At 59.0% G+C, this 20,434-nt stretch carries 21 protein-coding genes and 2 pseudogenes; 13 read left to right on the top strand and 10 right to left on the bottom strand.

Annotated elements, in window-relative coordinates; translation table 11 throughout:
- Positions 1-7: 7 nt before the first annotated feature.
- From M0D67_RS33345 to M0D67_RS33325, 5 genes are all read right to left on the bottom strand, one after another.
- Positions 8-706 (bottom strand): YoaK family protein, encoded by a 699-nt coding sequence (locus tag M0D67_RS33345; RefSeq protein WP_266241139.1) that lies wholly within the window; start codon positions 704-706, stop codon positions 8-10.
- A gap of 76 nt (positions 707-782) precedes the next feature.
- Positions 783-1,700: a glyoxalase gene (locus M0D67_RS33340; RefSeq protein ID WP_266241138.1), complete on the bottom strand. Its 918-nt coding sequence runs from the start codon at positions 1,698-1,700 to the stop codon at positions 783-785.
- Positions 1,701-1,723: 23 nt separating this feature from the next.
- Positions 1,724-1,870: a hypothetical protein gene (locus tag M0D67_RS33335; RefSeq protein WP_266241137.1), complete on the bottom strand. Its 147-nt coding sequence runs from the start codon at positions 1,868-1,870 to the stop codon at positions 1,724-1,726.
- A gap of 217 nt (positions 1,871-2,087) precedes the next feature.
- Positions 2,088-2,774 carry a hydrolase gene (locus M0D67_RS33330; RefSeq protein WP_154565434.1) on the bottom strand — a complete coding sequence of 229 codons (687 nt, stop codon included), beginning with the start codon at positions 2,772-2,774 and terminating at the stop codon, positions 2,088-2,090.
- A gap of 29 nt (positions 2,775-2,803) precedes the next feature.
- Complete coding sequence (locus M0D67_RS33325) at positions 2,804-3,145, bottom strand: carboxymuconolactone decarboxylase family protein (protein ID WP_266241135.1); 342 nt, start codon at positions 3,143-3,145, stop codon at positions 2,804-2,806.
- 296 nt (positions 3,146-3,441) lie between these two features.
- On the opposite strand from M0D67_RS33325, the gene M0D67_RS33320 reads away from it, so the two are divergent.
- The gene (locus tag M0D67_RS33320) at positions 3,442-4,197 is read left to right on the top strand and encodes a TrmB family transcriptional regulator (protein WP_266241133.1); all 756 of its coding nucleotides are present in this window, start codon (positions 3,442-3,444) and stop codon (positions 4,195-4,197) included.
- A gap of 32 nt (positions 4,198-4,229) precedes the next feature.
- On the opposite strand, the gene M0D67_RS33315 is transcribed toward M0D67_RS33320, so the two are convergent.
- Positions 4,230-5,285 (bottom strand): hypothetical protein, encoded by a 1,056-nt coding sequence (locus M0D67_RS33315; RefSeq protein ID WP_266241131.1) that lies wholly within the window; start codon positions 5,283-5,285, stop codon positions 4,230-4,232.
- A gap of 443 nt (positions 5,286-5,728) precedes the next feature.
- Here M0D67_RS33315 and M0D67_RS33310 point away from each other — a divergent pair, with 443 nt between their 5' ends.
- The 5 genes and pseudogenes from M0D67_RS33310 (at position 5,729) to M0D67_RS33290 (ending at position 10,042) form a co-directional block, all read left to right on the top strand.
- Positions 5,729-7,399, top strand: coding sequence for an MASE1 domain-containing protein (locus M0D67_RS33310; protein WP_266241129.1), 1,671 nt, complete (start codon positions 5,729-5,731; stop codon positions 7,397-7,399).
- Positions 7,323-8,045 (top strand): response regulator transcription factor, encoded by a 723-nt coding sequence (locus M0D67_RS33305; RefSeq protein WP_308112625.1) that lies wholly within the window; start codon positions 7,323-7,325, stop codon positions 8,043-8,045. The genes M0D67_RS33310 and M0D67_RS33305 overlap by 77 nt, the downstream gene beginning before the upstream one ends.
- Before the next feature lie 402 nt (positions 8,046-8,447).
- Positions 8,448-8,711, top strand: coding sequence for a DUF4148 domain-containing protein (locus M0D67_RS33300; RefSeq protein WP_166618287.1), 264 nt, complete (start codon positions 8,448-8,450; stop codon positions 8,709-8,711).
- Between the two features lie 150 nt (positions 8,712-8,861).
- Positions 8,862-9,185: pseudogene (locus M0D67_RS33295) on the top strand (CidA/LrgA family protein); the annotation flags it as partial.
- A 122-nt stretch (positions 9,186-9,307) separates the two neighbouring features.
- Positions 9,308-10,042, top strand: coding sequence for an LrgB family protein (locus M0D67_RS33290; protein WP_266241124.1), 735 nt, complete (start codon positions 9,308-9,310; stop codon positions 10,040-10,042).
- Between the two features lie 175 nt (positions 10,043-10,217).
- On the opposite strand, the gene M0D67_RS33285 is transcribed toward M0D67_RS33290, so the two are convergent.
- Positions 10,218-10,907, bottom strand: coding sequence for an SH3 domain-containing protein (locus tag M0D67_RS33285; RefSeq protein WP_266241123.1), 690 nt, complete (start codon positions 10,905-10,907; stop codon positions 10,218-10,220).
- A 175-nt stretch (positions 10,908-11,082) separates the two neighbouring features.
- Positions 11,083-11,989, bottom strand: a pseudogene (locus M0D67_RS33280) (LysR family transcriptional regulator).
- Positions 11,990-12,106: 117 nt separating this feature from the next.
- Between M0D67_RS33280 and M0D67_RS33275 the strand changes: the two are divergent.
- The 7 genes from M0D67_RS33275 to M0D67_RS33245 all read left to right on the top strand — a co-directional run bounded on the left by M0D67_RS33275 (position 12,107) and on the right by M0D67_RS33245 (position 17,424).
- Positions 12,107-12,853: an SDR family oxidoreductase gene (locus tag M0D67_RS33275; RefSeq protein ID WP_154565445.1), complete on the top strand. Its 747-nt coding sequence runs from the start codon at positions 12,107-12,109 to the stop codon at positions 12,851-12,853.
- Between the two features lie 35 nt (positions 12,854-12,888).
- A complete protein-coding gene (locus M0D67_RS33270; RefSeq protein ID WP_266241121.1) occupies positions 12,889-13,716 on the top strand; it encodes an SDR family oxidoreductase in 828 nt (275 codons plus the stop codon).
- A gap of 45 nt (positions 13,717-13,761) precedes the next feature.
- A complete protein-coding gene (locus M0D67_RS33265) occupies positions 13,762-14,193 on the top strand; it encodes a cupin domain-containing protein (protein WP_266241119.1) in 432 nt (143 codons plus the stop codon).
- 150 nt (positions 14,194-14,343) lie between these two features.
- Complete coding sequence (locus tag M0D67_RS33260) at positions 14,344-14,853, top strand: transposase (protein ID WP_063494892.1); 510 nt, start codon at positions 14,344-14,346, stop codon at positions 14,851-14,853.
- Entirely contained in the window at positions 14,835-15,188 is a 354-nt protein-coding gene (gene tnpB / locus M0D67_RS33255) for an IS66 family insertion sequence element accessory protein TnpB (protein ID WP_063494893.1), read from the top strand. Before M0D67_RS33260 ends, tnpB begins: the two co-directional genes overlap by 19 nt.
- Positions 15,189-15,219: 31 nt before the next feature.
- A complete protein-coding gene (locus tag M0D67_RS33250) occupies positions 15,220-16,800 on the top strand; it encodes an IS66 family transposase (RefSeq protein WP_266241113.1) in 1,581 nt (526 codons plus the stop codon).
- Positions 16,801-16,971: 171 nt separating this feature from the next.
- A complete protein-coding gene (locus tag M0D67_RS33245; protein WP_200564999.1) occupies positions 16,972-17,424 on the top strand; it encodes a cupin domain-containing protein in 453 nt (150 codons plus the stop codon).
- Between the two features lie 157 nt (positions 17,425-17,581).
- On the opposite strand, the gene M0D67_RS33240 is transcribed toward M0D67_RS33245, so the two are convergent.
- Entirely contained in the window at positions 17,582-18,103 is a 522-nt protein-coding gene (locus M0D67_RS33240) for a PH domain-containing protein (protein WP_166618286.1), read from the bottom strand.
- A gap of 409 nt (positions 18,104-18,512) precedes the next feature.
- Positions 18,513-19,892, bottom strand: a complete 1,380-nt coding sequence (locus M0D67_RS33235) for a M14 family metallopeptidase (protein WP_266241110.1) — start codon at positions 19,890-19,892, stop codon at positions 18,513-18,515.
- Positions 19,893-20,434: the final 542 nt, after the last annotated feature.

Genomic DNA, 20,434 nt, shown 5'->3' with positions numbered 1-20,434 from the left:
ATACGTGTCATGGCGTCTCCGTGTCGTGAGCTGGGTGCAATACGCCGCGTGCCTTCAATGCCAGCCACAGGAGCGCGACGAACGGCAGCAGCAACGCCCAGAACCCTGTGTGCCGATATGCGAGGGCGCCGAGGATTGCGCCAACGGCGAACGCGAGAATCGTCGGCAACATCTTCGCCAGACGGGTTCGCGCCACTGCTCGTGCGTCGGATGGCATCTGCGGCGACAGGATGTCGATCGAGTCGAGCACGGCCTGCGTCACGTTGCCCGTCATCACGGTGTTGGGCACACCGGGACGCGGGACAAGCCGGCCGTGCGCATTCTGCACGCCCATTGCCGCTGCGCCGATCATCCCGCAGACGATGACGGGCGTGCTATCCGCATGCACAACGGGCGAGACGCCGACGCCCGCGAGGCAAAAGGCCAGCATGAGTGCTGCCTGGACAACGTAGAGAACGCACGCCGCGCGGTTGGGCGTCGCGGGTTCGATGCGCTTCACAATCACGCTGCTGACGGCCACACCTGCAATGAATGCGGGGAACGCCATCAACTTCATGAACACGCCCTGGCCGTAACCTGCCGCTTCGGCGCCGATCAGCACGAAGTTGCCCGTGACGTGCGCAGTGAACAGCCCAAAAAGCGCGACAAAGCTGAGCGTGTCCACGTAGCCCGCGATGGCGGCGAGCACGCTATCTTCAGATTTCATCAATCGTCTCCCGTGTTGGGGAATGACATCGGGCGGCCTCGCGACCGTCATGGCGCATCACCCCGGCGTCCCGCGTCTACGGCGTAACCGCATGAATCTCGGCGATATATCCACCCGGGAACTGCACGAGCGCGGCTTCGCGCTTATCCGAAGTGAACGGCGGGACCAGCACCATGACGCCTGCCGCCTTCGCCTTCTGCAGCGTGTCGGCGAGATTCGTCACTTCATAGCCTGTCATCTCCCGGCCGAACGGCCATGGCAACTGGCCGTCCGTCACCAGCACCGTCATCTTGCCGAATCCCGACTCGATCCGCACACGCCGGTACGTATCTCCCGGCCGGCCAATTTCGACACCAGGCGCGTTGTGATCATCGGACACAACTTTGCCATGCGAAAAAGCCACGAAGTTGCGAATCAATAGATTGGCGCGCTCCGGCGACACGTAGACCCGGTTCTCGGGCACCGTCTGCAAAGAACCATAGTTCGGCGCCTGATTGTGCCAGTACAACTGCATGTTGACGCCGCCCGGCCAGGAGACGATCACGTCACGTCCGATCGGATCGGGGAACGTCGCCACCGTGACATTGGCGTGGTGCCGCCTGGCCGACTTGACGGCCGCGTCGATGTCGGTCACGAGATATCCCGTGCGCTCGCTACCGAACGGATACGGAACAGGCGTCTTGAAGCCGAACACCGACAACGTGCCGACCGGCGTGAAAACGAGTTGCGACATCGTCTTGCTCGACGTGGGTGTCACCTGAAAGACGCCCTGTTGCGACTTGTGGCCGCCGAAGGTTGCGACAAGACTATCGGTGAATTTGTCGAAGTCTTCAGGCGCTACATAGACATGGGTGGTGTCGTATTGCGGCCCCACAGCGAGCTGCGGCTCTGCGATGGGCTGTGGAATTTTTGGTGGTGTAGCCGACGCGACTGACGATGCAGCGAGACAGATGATGGCAAACGCCGTTGCTGCCAGGGAACGAAGATTACGCATGGTATTGAAAGTCCTTTGAGGTTTTACTGAACACCAACACGGCCGGAGGATTGCTTGATACCGGCAAGGCATGTCGCCATGACGAGCGCGGCGCGCACCGCCAGCGGCAACCAGCGCTGCGCGAGCAGCGCAGCGATCCAGTGCGGATTCCTTTGTGCGTTTGTACTCATGTCAGACGCCAACGGCCGTGAATTTCCCGTCCTTGATGGCGATCGCGCTCGCTGTCGGGTTCGCACGATTCAGCGTCGTGAAGCGGCCATCGGGCCGAATCAGATCGGGGCTGTCTTAACTGGATATCGTATGGATTCCTGATGGCCGGCGGCACCTTGTCGCACGGCCGGAGTCATGACATCAGTTGAGGCAGTGGGTGGCCGGTTATCTGACCGATTACCTGGCCGGAACCGCGGGCACGATCTCGTGGGACCCGTTGGCGCGCTGCGGCGCCTTGTGCACCATTGTGTACGCGTAGTCCACGCCCATCCCGTACGCACCAGAGTGCTCCCTGACCACGTTCATGACGGCGTCGTACGTGTCGCGACGCGCCCAGTCACGCTGCCATTCGAGCATTACCTGTTGCCACGTCACGGGCACGACGCCGGCCTGGATCATGCGCTTCATCGCATAGTCATGCCCGTCCTTCGACGTGCCACCCGAGGCGTCTTCGACCATGTAGATCTCATAGTCGCCTTCCAGCATCGCGCTGAGTGCAAAGGTGTTGTTGCAAACCTCTGTCCACAGGCCGGAAACCACGATCTTCTTGCGTCCATTCGCAGCCAGCGCGTCACGAACCTTCTGGTCGTCCCAGGAGTTCATCGACGTGCGTTCGAGCACCGGCTGACCGGGAAACACGTCGAGCAGTTCGGGATAGGTAAAGCCCGAGAAGCTTTGCGATTCGACCGACGTAATGGTGGTGGGAATGCCGAATACCTTCGCTGCCTTGGCGAGACCTACCACATTGTTCTTCAGCACTTGCCGATCAATGGATTGGACGCCGAATGCCATCTGCGGTTGTTGGTCGATGAAAAGCAGCTGGGAATTTTGCGGCGTCAGTACTTCAAGCTTGGGGTTGCTCATGATGGGTTCCTTTCAGTGTGTATGGACGATTAGGCTTGCTTCAGTTTGTCGATGGCATCCAGCACGTGCGTGCTGTACGTGATGGCAGCGCCGGCATTCAGGTTGATCGCGACACCCAGCGCTTCTGCGATTTCCGCATCGGTCACGCCGAGCTTGACGGCCTCTGCCGAATGAAAGGCGATACAACCATCGCAGCGCGTGGTGACTGCGACGGCCAGCGCGATGAGCTCACGCGTCTTCGCGCCGAGATGGTTCGTGTTGGCGCCCGCACCAGCGATGAGGCCAAAACCGCGAAGGGTGTCCGGCGTGCGTGTGGACAGTTCCTTGAGGCGAACATTGATGTCCTGAATCGTTTCTTTCCACTCAATCATGAGATGACTCCAATAGGGATACATGGGGAGCAGGCGCACGAGCGGGCCACTCAACCGGCCCACGGTTCGCCTCGCTTCGGATCGATGTGATTCATCGGCTCCGGGCGTCAACGAATTGACTGAGATGAATGCTAGTCGCGGCCGTGAAACGCGTCCTTGAAATACGTTCTGACCTTGCGATAAACTTGTTATCTATTTGATTATTAAAGATTTTGTTTGTACTATCCAAGCGAACGAATCGACGTGTAACGACCATCACCCGTGCGTAGCGGTTGGCGAAAATGAGGTTGGCGAACATGAACCTTGTTGAGATGCTCCAGGCCGCCGGCATCGACGGAAACAAGGCCGACTTCTATCTGGCCTCGCTGGAACTCGGCGAGTCCACCGTCGCTTCGATCGCCCAGAAGGCGGGCATCGGCCGCACCAATGCATACGAAGTGCTCGACCGGCTGCTCGCCGACGGACTCGTCGCGACCGTGCAGAAAGGCGCGCGCAGCTATGTCATTCCGCAGGATCCGATCGCGCTGCTCAGGCGTATCGAGGCGCAGCGTCAGCTCGTTCAGGAAGTGCTCCCGCGGCTGCGCTCCATTCACAACTCAGCGGGTGGAAAACCGCGGGTGCGCTATTTCCCGGGTATCGAAGGGATCAAGACTGTGCTCAACGAAACGCTCGAATGTCAGAGCAAAGAGTTGCGCGCGGTGATGTCTAACAGCGAGCTGTTTGAGACGCCGGGTTTTGAGGTCATCAGGGACGTCGCGGTGCGACGCATCCGTGCGGGTATCAATCTGCGCATAATCCGCTCCGGTCCGGGCGATACACGCGATCTATGGCGAACATCGACGCGCGATCGCCGCGAACTCCGCTTTGCGCCCGCGGATTTCGAAGCGGGCATCACGACCTATCTGTACGACGACACCGTGGCTTTTATTTCATCGCGGGCCGAGCACTACGCGCTGTCCATTCAAAGCGCGGAGTTCTTTGCGTTCGAGTGCAGTCTGTTCGAAGTGCTATGGAACACGAGCACGCCCGATCGGTCCGACAAACCCGCGTGAACGGTTTTAGTTCGCGCCAAGGGTACTGCGCGTCAAGGTTTGCCACCGGCCTCGTCCGTTCCTTGAGCATCGTCATTTCCATCATGTTGCCGGCCTCCTCTCGACCGGACCGCGATCCCGCCCAGGGTGACTGGACCGGGGGTGGAGTCCTCGATGACCTGGGACGGCGCCACATTGCCCCTTGCCCCCGGCGCGAACGCGAGAATGCGCAGGTTCGGCTCGGCATCAAAGAGCCGCCCGTCCGAGGAGATGGCGATCTTGTTTCCCGGCAAGCCAGAGCCAGTGATTCCCGTGGCTGGACCGCTGATTGTCCGTACCGGCGGCACGTCGCCGTTCGCCTTGGCGGCGAAAACGCTCACCTGGATCTGCGTCACGTCCGCGGTCTGGTTGTAGACGAATAACTCGTCCGTACGCGGATCGACAGCGATCGTCATGTTGTTCCTTGCAAAAAGTCCGGCCCCGGGCAGCAGGCCGGTTTTGCTACCCGTGAGGCTGCGCAGAAGCGGCGGCGCGGTCATGCTCCGACGCGTGCCAAACGTGTCGATGATCGCCGCCCCCCGTATGTCATAGCCCGCAATCAGCAGATTGTCGTCGCTGTCAATCGCAATGCTCACGTACTGGACGATATTCGGATCGGTGATGTGAACCGGATTGGTTACAGGCCCGGAGCTGTTGGCGGGAGCGACCAGCACCCCCGCCTCCGTGGGGCGAACGGTCAGGACGAAGTCGTTGAGGTGGGAATCCACCGCGATGCTGAGCAGGTCATTTGTCATCGTCAACATGAACGACCGCCTGGGCGCCTCATTGCCCTCGGCCTTTCGCGGAAAGATGTCGACGGTGCTGTTGGTAAGAAACTGCGCGACGTGAAAGGAGTCCTTCTTGTCGATCACCGTCGCTCCGGCGGTCATGAGGGTGGTGAGCGGCCCTTGCAGCACCTGGCAGGGCTCCGTCGCTCCGTTGGCGCGCAAGGAGTAACCGCGAATCTGATCACCGAGAATGAGGAAGACGGCGTCGTTGGGGCAGGCGGCGTGCGCCAGTTGGACCCCGAACAGCATACTGACGACGGCGACACATAGCGCGGGTTTCATGACACGCCTCCTTGGTCATATAGTGCGAATGCGCCAATCAAGCATAGGCCCCGGGCGGAGGCCGAACGGAGTTCCGCCAGTTCGAACCTGTGTTTTGGCGGGCGATGCGAGGGAACACCCATCGATATCGAACGGTAGTGCGGTCCGACAAGCGGTCATGCAACGCGAGACCTCGCAGGGACGATCCGACCTCTCACGAAATAGGAGGCCACCCGCCTGAATGAACTCGCCCTGTACTACCATGATGATCCTTCGTATGTGCGATGGCGCGCAGAAGAATTCTGACGTGGGTTCATAGTAGTTTTGGTCGCCTTGATATGAGGAATGTGACCCGCGTAATCCCGGCATCAAATTCGCCATATTGATAGGTTCATCAGGATTGCTGCATGCGGGCTGTGCCGGGACGTGTTGGGCATCGTTCGCATGAGGGGGTGAAGCGAACAATGGCCATTATTCGGGGCGATTCCAGGTTTAGACTCTTCCTGCTCACCGGGCTTGTGGCATTGGCTTACTACGCGGGCGCAAAAGTAGGACTTGCTTATGCGATAGTGGGCGGCGCAGTGTCTCTGGTGTGGCCCTCCAGTGGCATCGCCCTTGTTGCACTGCTCGCTCTGGGCTTCGAAGTTGCCCCCGGAATCGTCATTGGCTCCATCCTCGCCAACGTGTCGGTGGGCGTGCCCTTGCCAGTGGCCGCTGTGATTGGTGTTGGCGCGATAGTTGCAGCCTTGACGGCGGCAATACTGTTGAACCGCGTAGCCCGATTCCAGGTCACCCTCGACCGCATCAAGGACGTGTTAGCCCTCATTGCTCTCGCTGCGGTGCTCAGCACGGCAGTGAGTGCGCTGATTGGCGCGACCGCCGTATTCGGAGGGGGCTTGATGCCGGCCGCCGAGTACGGCGCAGCTTTTCTGAAATGGTGGCTCGGTGACATGATGGGCGTGCTGGTGGTGGCTCCGCCCCTGCTCAGCCTGCTCGCGTATCCGAACCCCATCCGCTCGGCGGAGCAGGCCGTGGAGGCGTGCGGACTGGCCATTGCGACCTTCTGGGTGAGCTACCTCATCTTCGGTGCCCCGCAACTTGCCGGACACGGCTACTATCCTGCAGCCTTGGCGATCTTTCCGTTCATTATCTGGGCGGCTCTGCGCTTCGATCACCTGGGCACCAGTCTCGCGACCTTGATGGTCTCAGTCGTGGCTATCTGGGGTACCACCCACGGCACGGGCCCCTTCGCCGCCAATTCTCCGGTGGATAGCCTCGTGAGGTGGTGCACCTTCGCGAACGTCGTGGCGATAACCGGACTGCTGCTGGTGGCGGCACGTGCTCAGGAGCAGCGCGTCCATCGCCTGCTGCAGGCCTCCTACGTCGAATTGGAACGGCGCGTAGAGGAGCGAACCGAAGACCTGGAGAAGACAAACAGCGAACTGAAGGAGGAGATCGCGCAACGTCGTCTGTTGGAAGAAGAACTGATCCAGATCGGCGATCAGCAGCAAAGACTCTTTGGCCGGGAACTGCATGATGGACTTGGGCAACACCTGACCAGCCTGGGTTTGTACTGCGCCGCCTTGAATCAGAAACTGCAGACGCAGGGCCACCCGGCCGCCGCCGACGCCGCTACCATCGTCGGATTGGTGAAGCAGTCGTCCTTGATGACGCGCAGGATTGCCCATGGCCTGGACCCGGTCGCCATTGAATATGGTGGCCTTGCGGCCGCACTGCATGGCCTGGTGGAAACGGCTCGCACGCTTGACGGCATAGACTGCATGCTCCGGATCCAGCCAGATGTAGACTTACTGGATCAGCCTACTCAGATCAACCTGTATCGTGCGGCACAGGAAGCAGTCAACAACGCGCTGAAATATAGCGAAGGCCGCCACATTTGGATCGACCTGGAGCGCGTAGGCGGCTTGCAGACGCTTTCAATCAGTGACGACGGGGTGGGCGTCGGCCCGGAACAAATGGCGCGTGCCTCAGGACTGGGACTCCAAAACCTGCGTCACCGGGCGAGTCTTCTGGGCGGCTCTTGTACGGTGGCCCGCAATGCTTTGGGTGGCACCACGGTCGCCATCAGCTATCCGATACCGGAGCGCCCAGACCATGCACGGGAAGCCGTCTAGCCCAGGCCGCGCGACTCAAATCCTGATCGTGGATGACCACCCCATCATCCGGGAGGGGATGACGCACTTGCTGAATCTGCAAGAGGATCTGCACGTCTGCTGCGCGGTCGGCAGCGCCGAAGAGGCCCTGGCGGCGATGGACTGCCTGCCCGACATGGCCATTGTGGACATCAGTCTGCAATCGGACTCCGGCCTGGATCTTGTCAAGACCCTCCGCCACCGCTACCCAAAATTGGCAATCCTCGTCCTCAGCATGCATGACGAAAGCCTGTTTGCCGAACGCGCACTACGGGCCGGGGCAAACGGTTATCTGATGAAGCTCGAGGCCACGGAGCATGTCGTGAGCGCCATCCGCGAAGTGCTGTCAGGCAATATTTATTTGAGCGCCGCCATGCATGAAAACCTGGCGCGAGCCCTTGCGGGTCCCAGAAAAACGCCGGCCGGCCCAATTGCGAGCCTTTCGGTTCGGGAATTCGAGGTCCTGCATCTGATCGGACTCGGTTTCGGTACCCGCGAAATCGCCGCGAAACTGAATCGGAGCGTCAAGACCATCGAGGCACACCGGGCCAACATCAAAGAAAAGTTGAATATCCGTAGCGGCAACGAGCTGATGCGCTTTGCAATTCAGTGGATCGAGAGCCAATAGAGCGGAGCCCAGTCACTGAATAAGGCAATCCCCTAGCCTCGTTTAGGAAAGGCGCCTTATTCATGCGCTTGCGGTCAGCGCATACAGTGCAGTGGTACCTGCCGGCATGCCGCAACCCGTGGACGGGGTGGGCAGTCGAAACCCAGCAGCTCCACGAGGATCGCCGACAGGTTGCAGGTGATGAAAATAGATCCAGACTGGATGCACCGGTCCTATCCTGGAGCGGTCGCGATACAAAAAAGGAAGATGACTCGGGAATGAAGGAAATTCTTCCCGGGTATGCAAGAGCGTGCCGAGTCCTTGCGAGAACCTTTGATGCTTTTCGAAGCGGCACGAAATCCCGGCGCAAACTGCGTGATTCGATTGGCGTCGGGCATGTCATGCACCATGCTGGAGAATATGATGAAAGCTCTGACTTTGATCCCTATTGCCGCATTGACGTTGTGCACCACGCTCGCCTATGCGGGTGACATCACCGACACATCCAGGACGGCCACCGACAGCAACGCAGCTATGACGTCGGACGCTGTCGGCGGTACGTCCATGGGCAGTAGCAATAGCGGCGCCCTCCATGCCAAGACTCGCGCGGAGGTCAAACAGGAATTGCAGCGCGCCCAGCAGGACGGCACGATGGATCGCCTGAACTCGCTCTACGGCGGGCAGTGAGCAGATGCACGGGATGGCCGACACCTTTTTGCTCACTGCAATGATGAATATTGCCAACGGGTGAACAAGTTCTGGCACGGCGGCTTTCACCCACTTTGTCGTGCTTTGCTGGTGGCTCAACGTGTGCGCGTCCGAAGCGAAGGTGACCCGATGATCAAGACGTTCACTGTCCTTCTCGCCTACCAGTGCCTTGGCGAATTGATAGCCTACGCCGGGAACCTGCCGATCCCCGGCGCGGTTATAGGGATGATCCTGTTGTTAGCCTCGCTGAGTCTCCGCCCCGGCCTTTCATCCGCGATTGAGAGCGACGCTCTTGCCCTGCTTAGGTTTCTGCCTCTTTTGTTCGTTCCAGCAGGCGTCGGCATCATGGTTTTTGCCGGCCGCGTGGCTCATGACCTGCTCCCGATAGCCGTGTCCGTTGTTGTGTGTACGGCGCTAACAATCGTCGTTACCGCGTTTGTCGGCCAAGGCTTGTGCGCTTTATGGCCCGCGCGCGCTGCACCGCTTGCACCCCCGACAACACCGTTTGCATCGCCGCTCCATGCCGACGGAAACACAGCGCTTGCGGCTGCCGACATTGAGAAGGTTGATACACCGTGAACGTTCATCAGAACATCGCGTCCGCGTGGGCATTTCTCGGAACAACACCGCTTCTTTGGCTGACCCTCACGTTCCTCGCGTACGCAATCGCGCAGGTCGTCCACGGTTCGTTGGGAAAAAGTGCGCTCGCGAATCCCGTGTTAATTGCAGTGGCGCTTTTGATACTTGCCTTGCGTGAATCGAACACATCGTATGTCACCTACATGCAAAGCGCCCAGCCCATTCAATTTTTGCTCGGACCGGCAATCGTCGCGCTCGCTATACCGATGCACCGACAATTGCCTAAATTGCGCCGGCTGGCCCCGCAATTGGCTGGCGCACTTGTGGCGGGTTGTGCGACGGGCATCTCATCGGCCCTTTTGATCCCAAGGCTCCTGGGAGCCACGGGTCAAATACTTGCCACGATTGCTCCGAAGAGCGTTACGGCAGGAATCGCTATCCGTATTTCCGAGAAAATCGGCGGGTTGCCGTCGCTGACGGCCGTCCTTGTGATCATGACCGGCATCACTGGCGCGGTGATTGGCAGCGGCCTTTTGAGGTTGATTCACGTGTCGAGGCATGACCTGGGTGGCTTCGCACTGGGTGTCGCGTCCCATGGAATCGGCACTGCTCGTGCGTTGCAGATGAGCGAAGAAGCCGGCGCATTTGCGGGCCTCGGGATGGGCCTGAACGGCATTCTGACGTCCTTTGTCCTGCCAATTATTTATCCAATCCTGAGCGGTTTTTTCTGACGCGACAGACCCACTTACTTCTATTTCGACGACGCAGGCGTGTTGCGCTCGACGCAAAAGAGCCCGGACCCGCTTCACGATCACCTCGACGATCATCCGTCGAATTGAGCGGCATGGGCGCGAGGCGCGTTGCCAGGCGATCGCGAAGCGGTGGCGGGCGAGAAGCGTTCAATCGCTAATGGTTATCCGGCGGATGATTGCGGTCTCCATTGCCGCCGCGCGCCTCGCCGCCGTGCTCACCGGACGGACCGCCCGGGTGCCCGGCAGCCTGTCCCTGAGGACCGCCCGTCATTTGCCCGGGCGGCTGCGCAGGCCCGTGCGTATATCCTGGCTGCGGCTGCATCGGCCCATGAGCGTACCCCGGCTGGGGCTGAGGTTGCGGCTGCGGGCTGCCGTGCATGACCGGCCTCGGGTTCATAGCCGGACCGCCCGCCGCCGGCTGGCCACCATGCGGCCGCGGATGATTCGCCCACCGGTCCCGGTCGTGATACCAAGGCTGGCCGCGATAGTAGTGATCCCAGTAAGTTCCGAACGAGAACGCCACGATCGGCACCCCAATCTGCAAGCCGTAAGTCATGATCGGCACCTCGGTACCCTGATACGGATAGTCGAGATATTCGCCGTAGACCCAGCCGCGCAGTCCGGGCGCTCCGACGTCGCACCAGCTGTAATCGGAAACGCAGCCGTACACCGTAAGCTCCGCGCTCGGCGGCACTTGCGCGACCACCGGATAATCCCCGGACGGACCCGCATAAACGTCCACGGGCTGATTCGTATACGCCAGCGATTGAGCGAACGCAGCGCCGGACAGCGCCATCAGGCAAACGCCTCCCGCGATGGCTCGAGTGACGATTTTCTTTTGCACGATTCCTCCCTCGGAAAGAGCGGCCCATGCATGAGGTGCGCTATTCGTTTCGTCCCGGCCTTAACGGCGCCTCGATAGCAGGGCCACATTGCTTTGACAAGCCTGGGGGCGTTCGAATTGCACCCGACTGTCTGCGCAATTACGGTTTGTCAGCGTTCTTACCGTTCAGCAACTTTCATGCTTTGCCGCTCTTTGCGTTGCCTTTATCTTTCGTCGATTTGTTGGCCCATTCGCGTACCGCCTGCGAAAACAGCCGAAGCGCTTCCGGTGGGTGCCGGTTAGCCGGATAGTAGAGACACAAGCCTGGCATGGAAGGACTCCAGTCCGGTAGTAGATGAACCAATCGGCCGGTCGCCAGATGTTCCACGACAAGATATTCCGGAACCCAGGCGACACCGATGCCGGCCAGCGCGGCATCGACCATCAGGTTTGAGTTACCTAGCGTCATGGGGCCATCGACATCGACATTGAGGCCACTGCTTCGACGTTCAAACTCCCAGTGGTATAGCGTACCGCTAAGAAATCGATAGCGGATGCATTTGTGCTGTCTTAGGTCCTGAGGTGTTTTAGGCGGCTGGTGGCGAGAGAGATACTCGGGCGATGCGACCGCTGCAAACCGGAATGCCGGACCGAATTCGACCGCAATCATGTCGCGCGGAACATCGTCGAGCACCCGTATCCCAGCGTCAAATCCGTCTGCCACGATATCGATCAATCGGGTATCCACGACGACCTCCACGTGAATCTCCGGATAAGCCGCGAGAAAATCCGGAAGCACGTGCTGGATCAGTGGTCTCGCGCCGGCTTCGGCCGAGCTGATCCGGATTGATCCGGACGGCCGGGTACCCGCGGACATCACTTCATTGATGCCATCTTCAAGGTCGGCAAGTGCCGGACCGGCACGCCGCAGCAAAAGTTCGCCAGCTTCAGTTAGCGCTACCGAGCGGGTCGTCCTATTGAAGAGGCGCACGTTGAGACCCGATTCGAGATTCCTGATCGCATGACTCAACGCCGGCGCGGAAACTTCGATGTTCAGCGACGGCAATGAACGCCGTCAGTTCCGACAGACCTGTGCGCAGCATAATTAACTTTCATTTAACACCCCGTGAAATTGTAGCCTTATTGTTAATGAATTCACATCAACCTAAGATCTGGACATTGATTTCAACCGGAGAAGGTCTGTGGAAACGCGCAATGGCTTGAGCAACAACATTGAAGGCAAAGTTGTCGTTATCACGGGTGCCAGCAGCGGCTTGGGCGAAGCGACTGCCAAGCATCTGAGCGCGCAGGGCGCGATCGTCGTACTGGGCGCGCGGCGGGTCGATCGCATTCAGTCGCTAGCACAGGAATTAATCGACAAAGGCGGCAAGGCACTGGCTATGGCAACCGACGTGACTCGTCACGAGGATGTCAAAGCCCTGGTCGATGCAGCAGTGCAGACCTTCGGGCGCGTCGACGTCATGCTCAACAACGCCGGATTGATGCCGCATTCACCGCTTGAGCGCCTGAAGATCGATGACTGGAACCAGACGATCGACGTAAATATCAAGGGTGTGTTGTACGGCATCGCCGCTGCCTTGCCACACATGAAACAGCAGAAGAGCGGCCAGATCATCAACGTCGCTTCCGTGGCGGCACGGATCGTGCGGCCCGGCAGCGCTGTCTATGCGGCAACCAAGAGCGCCGTGCTCATGATCTCGGAAGGCTTGCGCCAGGAAGTCAAACCCTACGGTCTTCGCACGACGATTCTCTCGCCGGGTGCGGTTGCGACGGAGCTTCCGAACAGCATTACGGAACCGGATATAGCCGGCTTCATCAGCAAGTTCTACGAAGAGATCGCGATCCCAGCGGAATCGTTCGCACGCGCCGTCGCCTTCGCGATTAGTCAGCCTCCGGAAGTCGACGTAAATGAAATCCTGTTTCGACCCACTCGTCAGGAAATTTAAGCGATCGGCCAATCCAGGAACAAGGAAGAAGCGTCATGCAAAAAGTCATCGTTGTAATCGGTCCGGGATCAATTGGGCAAGCCATTGCGCGACGGGTGGGCACAGGCAAACACCTGTTACTCGCCGACCTGCGTCAGGAGCAGGCCGACGCAGCGGCAAAGACGCTGAGCGAGGCGGGTTTTGAGGTGACGACGGCGGCCGTCGACATTTCATCGCGTGCGTCCGTTGAGGCCCTGGTCGCGAAAGCGACTTCACTGGGCGCCGTCCATGGCCTCATTCATGCGGCCGGCGTTTCGCCGTCGCAGGCCTCACCAGAGACGATCCTGAAAATCGATCTCTACGGCACGGCGTTGATCCTCGAAGTATTTGGCGAAGTGATGGCCGAGGGCGGAGCGGGAGTTGTAATCGCCTCTCAGTCCGGTCATCGTCTGCCGCCGCTGACCACGGAAGATAACCACGCGCTTGCGACGACGCCTGTCGAAGAATTGCTAAAGCTGCCAATGCTTCAGTCTGATCAGGTAAAGGATTCGTTGCATGCTTATCAGTTGTCGAAACGCGGCAACGCCCTGCGCGTGATGTTTGAGGCAGTCCGCTGGGGCAAGCGTGGCGCTCGTATCAATACCATCAGCCCAGGCATCATCATCACGCCGCTTGCGAAGGACGAGTTATCCGGCCCGCGTGGGGCAGGCTATCGGCGCATGATTGACGGGTGCCCGGCCAAGCGCGCCGGCACGCCGGATGAAGTTGGAAATGTTGCCGCGCTGCTCATGGGGCCTGACGGAGGATTCATCACCGGAAGCGATTTCCTGATGGATGGTGGCGTGACGGCGTCTTACTGGTTCGGAGAGCTGGCACCGCAATAATGGTGTGACGTTACGCCAGACTCCTACGTGAAAGGATTAGAAGCTATGACAGACAAACAAGCCCAAACCATCATCCGCAACGGCAGCAAGCCGTCTATCAAAGGCCCGGGAAGCTGGTTTACCGGCGCCGTCCGTATCGACAGCCTGTTCCAGATGGAGGAGCCGGGGCGAACCGGTGGTGCCATCGTGACGTTTGAGCCCGGCGCGCGCACCCACTGGCATACGCATCCACTCGGTCAGATTCTGGTCGTGCTTTCAGGGGTAGGTTGGACTCAATGCGAAGGTGGCCAGCGCAGTGAAATCCGCGCTGGTGACATCGTCTCGTGCTCGTGCGGAAAGCGACACTGGCACGGTGCTGCTGCAACCACGGCGATGTCGCACTTTGCGGTCACTGAAATGCTCGACGGCAAGAACGTCGAGTGGATGGAGTCGGTAACCGATGAGCAGTATGAGGCTGGCCCGCTCATCACTGACTAAGCCACCAACCGAGACTGTCTAACGATGTTGTCGAATGGCGCTTCATGGCCGACATCTCCCGATAAAGGTAAGCGATCCATCTTCGGCGTCTACCAACTGACGCTCTGAGCGAGGAGCATAGGTGTCCACCTAACATTGAGGTGGACACCTATGGCTGACAATAATCCTGAGTTGAGAGTCGTGTTCCAGAGCCGCGATGGGCGCAGGCGCTACGACGAAAAAGGAAAGCGGGCGCTCATCGAGGCAGCCTTGCAGCCCGGCGTATCCGTTGCCCGTGTTGCGCAGGAGCACGGGCTTAACGCAAATCTGCTGCGCAAGTGGATCACCAAGTACCTGATGGCGCGCGAGAAGGCACTCACGCAGGCGCCGCAGGATAGCGGCGCCGACGAACCGCATGGACTGAGTGCTGGGCAAGTCATCGACAGTGTACCTGTTGAGATTGTCAATTCGCAGAGGCACCCGGTGACAGAGCAACCTCCCGGCGCCTTTGTGCCGGTCATGCCGGCGCCGTTGCCAATGGCACCAGCGTTGGCGATGACACTCTCGTTACACGTGCGCCTGTCCAACGGCGTTGAGTTCGACCTCGGCAAGGCAAGCATTGATGAGTTGACCACCGTCGTACAGATGCTGGGGAGGCTGCCATGTTCCGGTTCGACGTAAGCCTGAAAGTTTACCTCCACCGCGATCCGGTTGATTTCCGCTACGGCATGAACAGTCTCTCGATCCTCGTCGAGCAGGCCATGCGACTCAATCCAATGGACTCCTCTCTTTACATCTTCGGGAACCGGCGTCGCGACCGCATCAAGATCCTCGGCTGGGATGGCAGCGGGTTCTGGCTTATGACGAAGCGACTTGAGGCAGAGCACTTCATCTGGCCCGGCAACAAGACCGAAGTCGTGACCTTGACAACCGATCTGCTGCACGCGCTGCTCGACGGCGACGACATTACCACCATCCATCGCCATCCAAGGCGGGAATATCTGCGCGTGAGCTGAACGCGCGTCAGGCATGCTGGTCTAACCCGGCATGCCTGCCCAGATCACGATCTCCGCCGACGAACTCAATGCGTTACTCGCCATGCGGGAGGCGTACGCCACCCTGGAGCGCGAGCATGAAGAAACCCGCAGCATGCTGCGTCTGATGACTGCGGAGCGCGACCTGGCCGAGGAACGGCTGCGTGCTTACCGGCGTGATCTGTTTGGAGCAAAGAGCGAAGCACGGGACTCCGAACAGTTTGGATTGTTCAACGAGGCCGAAGCGCTTGGTGCGAATGCGACACCTGCCCAGGAAGAGACTCCCGGGGCGAAGGTCGCGGAGCACACACGCAAAAAACGTGGTCACCGCAAGCCGCTTGATCCCAATCTGCCCCGTGAGATTCGCCGGCACGAACTTCCGGAAGCCGAGCGTTTCTGCAGCAACGACGGCCATGCGCTGGTGGAGTTCGGCGTTGAAATCAGCGAGCAGCTCGACGTGATTCCGGAACAGGTCCGCGTGATCCAGCATCAGCGGGTCAAGTATGCCTGCCCGTGCTGTGATCTGGGCATCAAGGTCACGCCGGCGCCGCTGCGCATCATCCCCCGGGGGTTACTGACCGAATCGGCACTCGCGTGGATCGCGGCCGGCAAATACCAGTTCGGTATGCCGCTGTACCGCCAGGCTGGACTGCTGCGTCGCTTCGGCGGTGATATCTCATCCAACACGATCGCAGCCAGCATGGTTCGCGTCGGCCTAGCGGCGCAACCGGTGATCAACCTGATGCGCGACGCACTGCTTGATGCCGAGGTGATCCTGTGCGATGAGACGACCTTCCAGGTACTCAAGGAGAAAGGACGAAAGCCACAGACGAAGAGCTATCTGTGGTCACAGATGACGGGCACGGGAATCCCGATCCGTTGCTTTACCTATACGCCGGGGCGTGGTGCGAAACTGGCCGACAAGTTGTTCACAGGTGTGCGGGAGGGCGCAGTACTGATGACAGATGGCTACGAGCCATACAACGGTATCGCCGAGCGATACAAGCTTGTGCATCTTGGCTGTGTTGTTCACGCGCGCCGTTACTTCGTCAAGGCAGAAGAAAACGTCCCCAAGGCTGCACGTACGCCAGATCTGCTCGCAACACGCTTCATCAAGCTGTTTGGCAAGTTGTTTGCCGCCGAGGCACGCAGTCAAACGTGGAGTGCTGACCGGCGTCTGCGCCTACGGCAGCGCTATAGTGCCCACGTACTCGAGGTCATCAAGGATCTCATGATCAAGCAGTCTCCTGGCGTGCTGCCGCAGAGTCTGCTTGGCAAGGCGCTGACCTATCTGCGTGAGCAGTGGCCGAAGCTGGTTCGTTACATCGAAAACGGTGACTGGCCAATCTCAAACAACGCCTGTGAAAATTCCATTCGCCCCTTCTGCCTGGGACGCCGTGGCTGGCTCTTCTCGGATACCGTTGACGGCGCTAACGCGAGCGCCAATCTGTATTCTCTTGTTGAAACGGCGAAAGCCAACGGCATCGATCCGTACCGCTATCTGACCTGGCTGTTTGAACGTCTCCCCCTGGCAAAGACCGTTGATGATTACGACGCCTTGATGCCCTGGAAAATGCCACTCTCCCTGCGCTGATCCGCCGCCAAATCTACTTCACAAACACCACGCTCGTCCACTACTCAGAGGGACGGCGCTAATGGATCGCTTACCGATAAAGGATGACCATTTTCAAACAGCGGGCGGGTGTATTCTGCGGTCGTATGCACGCCATTTCGCCGACGTCGGCGCTCATTGTTCGGAGAAGCGATGAACATCAGCACACACAAGCCTGGCACTCCAACCTGTCAACTGGTGCAAGCTGGCCCACAGTTCGAGGGGAAGCAAGGGCTGACCTATGCGGTAGGTATCTCAGCTGAAAGTGTGGGATCGAAGCATGTGCATCTTCAGCTAGCAACAATTCCGCCGGCTGCCCGGGCCAAAGCGCATCTCCATGCGGAGCATGAGACGGCCATCTATCAGCTGAGCGGCATCTCGGGGTGCTGGTATGGCGAACGATTGGAGCACCATGCGGTGGTTCGGGCCGGAGATTTCTTCTACATCCCCGCAGGGATGCCGCATGTTCCGTACAACGCGAGCGCGGATGAGCCTTGCGTCGCGGTAATCGCCCGAACCGATCCCAACGAACAGGAGAGCGTCACGATGCGGCCAGATCTTGATGCCTTACCTGACTGGTCGAGCGTTCTGCCTTCACCGCTCTGATTGATCTGAGTGCAAGGGAGCTTTGCGCCATGACGCGTCACCATGTCGTGGCTGAACAGGACACGCGAGCATCGGAAACTGCACATGCCGTTTGAAGGCACGCGGCCAGTATGGGACGGTCAACAAGACCTGTCAGTCGCGAACCGATACCGCCTGCTCAACCACTCTGCGCCTGAGAGTAACCAGCGGCGTTCGGATCATATGTGTTTGCGGAAATGCCCCGCTCCTGATGCATGGCAACGGCCTCGGCAAGCCTCCTGCCGACCTGGTCAGCGCCCTTGATGCCCGGCAGACGCCTCACGGGACGAGTTGCATCGTTGGTCGTTAGAATGATCGTGCCGACACCGAACAGGCGCTGCCACCATGGGTGGATCGACGTGACGCACTGAATCCGGGAAATCTCGAGAATTGATACACGGCGATGCAGAATACCTTGCGTCCAGGTAATCCGCGCGGTATCGATGACGATTCGGGTGAACGCGGTCTTGGCGAACGGCAACCCGACACCGATCAAAACCGCACCAGCTTGTGCGAGCAGCACATGCCACTGAAGCGGGAAAGAGTTAGACGCGTAGACATGTATAGCGCCAATCATTGCCATGACAGCGCCCCCCTTGAGGATCGCGGCAAGGTTGCACGCCTGCGACGGAGCGCCACTGAAAATTACCTGATTGGCCATTGCACATGTCCCTTTTTCTGACCCACGGACCATTTGTCCGTCGAAAAAGGCAGCGCTGCCTGATTCGGTTGCGCGTCAGCAAATTGAGTGGCCGGCGGCAATGCAGCGATTCTCGCGCCATGCAGACATACGCGCCGGCTTAGTTTCACATGTTTCAAACGTCCGGTGGCGACGCAACGCATCGTCGACGCATCGGCTGTTGAAGCGAACATAGTTGACTCGCACGTCACTGTCTTGAAGTCGTAGCGCGACTTGATACCTATGGTGTGCCAGTATAGCCTTTACGACGAGTATCGTCCGCGATGTACGCACAGAGACCAGCTTTGTCCGATACCGAACTTCGGCTGGACCATTAGAGCGGTCCGCGATTCGTTGCTGCTGAAACCTTTTCCTGCTGGAGGCACGATAGTCACTGCGCCGAAATGCAAAACGCCAAAAGTCCCGACGTGACCTCGTCGATGATCTGCTTCATTTCCGGATACGGGGGATGGAATGGGGTTGGATTTTGCGGACTGCCCCACTCGATCGTGTACGAAAACACCTTCGCTTTTTTTGCATCGACCAGGTGACGGCTAAACGCATAGTCATCCGACGTGCCGGCAGTCGGATAAAGGCTCATCGACTGTTCCGTCTTGTAGAGTCGGCCACGCGATGCCTTGATCGCATCACGCATCTCATTCGCCAGATTGACTGCGATCTTCTTGTCCTCGGCCGCGATGTACTCTCGGTACGCCTTGTCGTTGGCGATGCCGCGCTTGCCGTCATACGCGGGGTTCTGGAAATTCATCGCTGGATCGGCGCTTTGATCGACATCGTCACCCCAGTTGTACAGGATGTCTTCCGAGTAGCTATGCAGGTCGACAAAATAGCGAATGTGCGGAAAGTTGTCGAACATCCAGACAGCGTTCTTTGTCTCCGGCTCGGAGGTTGCCGCGGGGCCAATGTAGACATCGTGATCGCACGGATCCGTGGAGTTTGCAATCGGCGACTTCGGATCGAAGTACTTTGGGAAGTCCCAGAGAAAATCGTAATTGCGGTTGACGTCGACACCGACACATTGGGATTGCGTATGTCCCGCCGGCGCAGGTCGACGATTCTTGCGCCACATCGGTTCGGTCAGCATGCTGTAGTTGCGTCCGTCAGGATTGGCTTGCGGAAAGACGTAAATGTCCTTCTTCTCCACCACAGATTTGATCTGCGCTGCGGTAAAGGTCCTGCTGCCTATTGTGATATCCGTATTTGTCCGGTATGCGTTGGCGAGCAGTTGCACAAAGTTGACGAGAATGTCGGGGCTGCCCCATTCGCGTGCGTGAACGCCGCCAAGGAAATAGATTCCGACGCGGCCCGCGCCGCTGCCTTTACCAATCTTGAGCGCGTGACAAACGCGCTGCTCCCATGTCTCGTTCGGCAGCTTGATCAACGTGGTGAACGCGTCATTCGGAGCCTCTGATTCGGCAACCAGGGCCGCTTCAATATGCGCGACGTCGAGGTATCCCGTGCCAGCGGCGACCGACAATGCTTCACGCGTCAATGCGCCGACTGGGCTTTTGCGTTTCTCCTTCTGTCGCGCCACACCCTGGATTTGCGCATCCTCAAGACGTTCAACCTTGTAACCCGCAGCTTCAAGCGCACGAATTTGTTCGTCGCTAGCGTGCGCGTCGACGCGGTAGCCTTCTGCGACTTTCTCGACAGTATGCCGGGCGACCGTGACTTTATACTTTGTCACGAGGTCGGCCATCGCCGCGTAGTCGCTTCCGGTAATTCTGGCATGGTAGCTCGACACTTTCATTCTCCCTTCAGTTTTCTGCCTTCGTAATCTTAAAGACGGTACAGCGGCAGTCATTTCAAAACCACGTGTCATTCGAATATCTGATTGATGCCTGTGATCCCTGCTAAACCGATCCCTACACCTATACGATCGACAGGCTGAAAGGCTGACGACAACTTCAACTAACGTTGTGACTACCTAGTCGGCGCCGACAGCTAAAGCGCGTCACACGGCGTTCGTCTCGTGACAGCGGTCCAGTTGCGCCAGGCGTTCGGCCTCATGGCGGCCGAGGCGTCGGTAGCGGAGGCGTTGGGGGTGATGCTTTGGGTCATCTCAAACCGATCGAGCGCGTCGGAGTCTGACATTGCCGGAAAGGGATTGAGTTAGGTGTATGCCTTGAACATGCATCAGCAGGTCGACAAGGTGACCGCCTACGTTAGACATGTCTATTGATAGTCTAGCGTGTCGTCGACTTTGGTGATCTTCCAGTTGTCACCTTGCTTGCGCACCCCCGGCGTCAGACTACTTGTCGTGTTATCTGATTCCTATAGACATGGTCCGGG

It is taken from the genome of Paraburkholderia sp. SECH4, assembly GCF_030511745.1.
Classification (GTDB): domain Bacteria; phylum Pseudomonadota; class Gammaproteobacteria; order Burkholderiales; family Burkholderiaceae; genus Paraburkholderia; species Paraburkholderia madseniana.
Note: the sequence above shows the minus strand (reverse complement) of the source record. Positions and strands in the feature narration are given on the sequence as shown.

Excerpts from the sequence above, each read along its gene's own strand:
- M0D67_RS33315 (WP_266241131.1), bottom strand. The coding sequence starts at position 5,285 with ATGAAACCCGCGCTATGTGTCGCCGTCGTCAGTATGCTGTTCGGGGTC.
- M0D67_RS33340 (WP_266241138.1), bottom strand. The coding sequence starts at position 1,700 with ATGCGTAATCTTCGTTCCCTGGCAGCAACGGCGTTTGCCATCATCTGT.
- M0D67_RS33330 (WP_154565434.1), bottom strand. The coding sequence starts at position 2,774 with ATGAGCAACCCCAAGCTTGAAGTACTGACGCCGCAAAATTCCCAGCTG.
- M0D67_RS33250 (WP_266241113.1), top strand. The coding sequence starts at position 15,220 with ATGCCTGCCCAGATCACGATCTCCGCCGACGAACTCAATGCGTTACTC.
- M0D67_RS33305 (WP_308112625.1), top strand. The coding sequence starts at position 7,323 with ATGCTTTGGGTGGCACCACGGTCGCCATCAGCTATCCGATACCGGAGC.
- M0D67_RS33240 (WP_166618286.1), bottom strand. The coding sequence starts at position 18,103 with ATGGCCAATCAGGTAATTTTCAGTGGCGCTCCGTCGCAGGCGTGCAAC.
- M0D67_RS33265 (WP_266241119.1), top strand. The coding sequence starts at position 13,762 with ATGACAGACAAACAAGCCCAAACCATCATCCGCAACGGCAGCAAGCCG.
- M0D67_RS33270 (WP_266241121.1), top strand. The coding sequence starts at position 12,889 with ATGCAAAAAGTCATCGTTGTAATCGGTCCGGGATCAATTGGGCAAGCC.
- M0D67_RS33335 (WP_266241137.1), bottom strand. The coding sequence starts at position 1,870 with ATGAGTACAAACGCACAAAGGAATCCGCACTGGATCGCTGCGCTGCTC.
- M0D67_RS33320 (WP_266241133.1), top strand. The coding sequence starts at position 3,442 with ATGAACCTTGTTGAGATGCTCCAGGCCGCCGGCATCGACGGAAACAAG.
- tnpB (WP_063494893.1), top strand. The coding sequence starts at position 14,835 with ATGTTCCGGTTCGACGTAAGCCTGAAAGTTTACCTCCACCGCGATCCG.
- M0D67_RS33345 (WP_266241139.1), bottom strand. The coding sequence starts at position 706 with ATGAAATCTGAAGATAGCGTGCTCGCCGCCATCGCGGGCTACGTGGAC.
- M0D67_RS33235 (WP_266241110.1), bottom strand. The coding sequence starts at position 19,892 with ATGAAAGTGTCGAGCTACCATGCCAGAATTACCGGAAGCGACTACGCG.
- M0D67_RS33260 (WP_063494892.1), top strand. The coding sequence starts at position 14,344 with ATGGCTGACAATAATCCTGAGTTGAGAGTCGTGTTCCAGAGCCGCGAT.
- M0D67_RS33310 (WP_266241129.1), top strand. The coding sequence starts at position 5,729 with ATGGCCATTATTCGGGGCGATTCCAGGTTTAGACTCTTCCTGCTCACC.
- M0D67_RS33325 (WP_266241135.1), bottom strand. The coding sequence starts at position 3,145 with ATGATTGAGTGGAAAGAAACGATTCAGGACATCAATGTTCGCCTCAAG.
- M0D67_RS33245 (WP_200564999.1), top strand. The coding sequence starts at position 16,972 with ATGAACATCAGCACACACAAGCCTGGCACTCCAACCTGTCAACTGGTG.
- M0D67_RS33300 (WP_166618287.1), top strand. The coding sequence starts at position 8,448 with ATGAAAGCTCTGACTTTGATCCCTATTGCCGCATTGACGTTGTGCACC.